The organism is Chitinophaga lutea (assembly GCF_003813775.1).
Lineage (GTDB): Bacteria > Bacteroidota > Bacteroidia > Chitinophagales > Chitinophagaceae > Chitinophaga > Chitinophaga lutea.
In genome coordinates this window covers 2,501-5,105 of record NZ_RPDH01000004.1, presented here as the reverse complement: position 1 = coordinate 5,105, position 2,605 = coordinate 2,501, and the positions used below count along the sequence as shown (strand labels likewise).

The window sequence follows — 2,605 nt, the reverse complement described above, 5'->3', positions numbered from 1 at the left end:
TTTCTAATAAATATGGCAGCTACCTACTCTCCCGCATGATAGTGCAGTACCATCGGCCATGAGGGGCTTAACTTCTCTGTTCGGAATGGGAAGAGGTGAACACCCTCGGCAAAACCACCATAAGATCTTTAATATCTCTAGTCTTGACGACAATAAATTTACATATTGGGAAGTTGTAAAAACACACGCTTTGCAGCGCTGAAGAAAGTATAAAAAATTAAAGCTTACGGGCAATTAGTACTACTCGGCTTCGATGTTACCACCCTTACACCTGTAGCCTATCAACGTCATCGTCTCTGACGGCCCTTAAAAGTAAACTCATCTCGAGGTAAGTTTCACGCTTAGATGCTTTCAGCGTTTATCTTGCCCGTACATAGCTACTCTGCACTGCACCTGGCGGCACAACAGATACACCAGCGGTACGTACGACCCGGTCCTCTCGTACTAAGGTCATGTCCTCTCAATTTACTAACGATCACAACAGATAGGGACCGAACTGTCTTGCGACGTTCTGAACCCAGTTCACGTGCCACTTTAATCGGCGAACAGCCGAACCCTTGGGACCTTCTCCAGCCCCAGGATGTGACGAACCGACATCGAGGTGCCAAACCTCACCGTCGATATGAGCTCTTGGGTGAGATCAGCCTGTTATCCCCGGAGTACCTTTTATCCTTTGAGCGATGGCCCTTCCATACAGAACCACCGGATCACTTTAGCCTGCTTTCGCACCTGCTCGGCTTGTCTGCCTCACAGTCAAGCACCCTTATACTAATGCGCTCTTCGTACGATTACCAACCGTACTGAGGGTACCTTTGCGAGCCTCCGTTACTTTTTAGGAGGCGACCACCCCAGTCAAACTACCCACCAAACAATGTCCTCCCTCACAGGAGTTAGACTCTAAATAACAGAAGGTTGGTATTTCAACGATGACTCCACAACTCCTGGCGAAGCTGCTTCATAGTCTCCCAACTATCCTACACATCTGGCATTCAAAATCAATGTTAAGTTGTAGTGAAGGTTCACGGGGTCTTTCCGTCCCGTTGCGATTAACCGGCATCTTCACCGATACTACAATTTCACCGAGCTCGTGGTAGAGACAGTGTCCAACTCATTAGACCATTCGTGCAGGTCGGAACTTACCCGACAAGGAATTTCGCTACCTTAGGACCGTTATAGTTACGGCCGCCGTTTACTGGGGCTTCAGTCAGGAGCTTTGACTTGCGTCGAACACCCTTCCTTAACCTTCCAGCACCGGGCAGGTATCAGGCTCTATACGTCATCTTTCGATTTTGCAGGGCCCTGTGTTTTTGTTAAACAGTTGGTTGGACCATTTTACTGAGACCACATTACTGTGGTACGCCTTATCCCGAAGTTACAGCGTCAATTTGCCTAGTTCCTTTACCACGGATCACTCGAGCGCCTTAGGATATTCTCCTCGACTACCTGTGTCGGTTTACGGTACGGGCTGCTATAACCTAACCTTAGAGGTTTTTCTTGGAAGTCTGATTAGGGACATTATCAGCGCGGCCGAAGCTTTGCTGTACTATCAGGTTCAGCATCCCTGGCGGATTTACCTACCAAAGATATACCTACTCCCTTTAACGCACTATTCCGTAAGTGCGCAGTCCTTTCACTACTCCGTTACCCCATCGAAATTATAGCAGGTACTGGAATATTCACCAGTTTGCCATCAGCTACGCCTTTCGGCTTTGCCTAAGGACCCGACTAACCCTGATCCGATTAGCGTTGATCAGGAACCCTTAGTCTTACGGCGAAAAGATTTTTCATCTTTTTTATCGTTACTTATGCCTACATTTTCTTTTCTGTACGCTCCAACATACCTCGCGGTACACCTTCAATGCAGTACAGAATGCTCCCCTACCGATCACCCACCTGGTGGGGATCCTAAAGCTTCGGTAGTATGTTTGATGCCCGATTATTTTCCGTGCCCAAACCCTCGACCAGTGAGCTGTTACGCACTCTTTAAATGAATGGCTGCTTCCAAGCCAACATCCTGGCTGTTTTAGGGTTTGAACTGCGTTTGTTCAACTTAACATACATTTAGGGACCTTAGCTGTTAATCTGGGTTATTTCCCTCTCGGCCATGGACCTTAGCGCCCACAGCCTCACTCCCGCAGATATATCATAGCATTCGGAGTTTATTAGGGTTTGGTAGGCGGTGAAGCCCCCTAGCCCAATTAGTAGCTCTACCTCTATGATACGTCTATATACGAGGCTGTTCCTAAAAACATTTCGGGGAGAACGAGCTATCTCTCAGTTTGATTGGCCTTTCACCCCTATCCACAGGTCATCCCATAGCTTTTCAACGCTAATGAGTTCGGTCCTCCAGTTTGTGTTACCAAACCTTCAACCTGCCCATGGATAGATCACAAAGTTTCGCGTCTACCCCCACTGACTAAAACGCCCTGTTAGGACTCGCTTTCGCTGCGGCTCCGTTACTGAAGAACTTAACCTCGCCAGTGAGGAGTAACTCGTAGGCTCATTATGCAAAAGGCACGCCGTCACCAATTACTTGGCTCCGACCGCTTGTAGGCGCACGGTTTCAGGTACTATTTCACTCTCCTGTTCGGAGTACTTTTCACCT

Annotated in this window: 2 rRNA genes (1 of these 2 only partly in view); both read right to left on the bottom strand. The window is 48.1% G+C overall.

Annotated features, from left to right (window positions below):
* Positions 1–10 precede the first annotated feature (10 nt).
* Positions 11–122: ribosomal RNA gene (gene rrf, locus EGT74_RS26790) — 5S ribosomal RNA — on the bottom strand.
* 92 nt (positions 123–214) lie between these two features.
* Positions 215–2,605, bottom strand: a 23S ribosomal RNA gene (locus EGT74_RS26785); it runs 492 nt beyond the window's last position.